Source organism: Citrobacter sp. R4, assembly GCF_026719175.1.
GTDB lineage: Bacteria > Pseudomonadota > Gammaproteobacteria > Enterobacterales > Enterobacteriaceae > Citrobacter_A > Citrobacter_A sedlakii.
Window position 1 is genome coordinate 1 of record NZ_JAPPSU010000066.1, and the last position, 368, is coordinate 368.

Here is a 368-nt window from a genome sequence, read left to right on the forward strand (position 1 = left end):
AGACGACGACGTTGATAGGCCGGGTGTGTAAGCGCAGCGATGCGTTGAGCTAACCGGTACTAATGAACCGTGAGGCTTAACCTTACAACGCCGAAGATGTTTTGGCGGAATTGAGAAGATTTTCAGCATTGATTCAGAGTTAAGTACGCAATAGTTTGCGCAGCAGCAAGGCGGCAAGTGATGCACGTCAGCAGGAGCATACAGAAGTATGTGACTGCTGCGGGCGAACGCAGCCAACGCCGCTGATGCGATAAAGTATTGCGTACAGAGCACAAAGAATTTGCCTGGCGGCCTTAGCGCGGTGGTCCCACCTGACCCCATGCCGAACTCAGAAGTGAAACGCCGTAGCGCCGATGGTAGTGTGGGGT

2 rRNA genes are annotated in these 368 nt (G+C 53.5%); both read left to right on the top strand.

What is annotated here, in order from left to right:
* A 23S ribosomal RNA gene (locus OOJ60_RS24610) occupies positions 1–84 on the top strand; the annotation flags it as partial.
* Between the two features lie 199 nt (positions 85–283).
* Positions 284–368: ribosomal RNA gene (gene rrf / locus OOJ60_RS24615) — 5S ribosomal RNA — on the top strand; the annotation flags it as partial.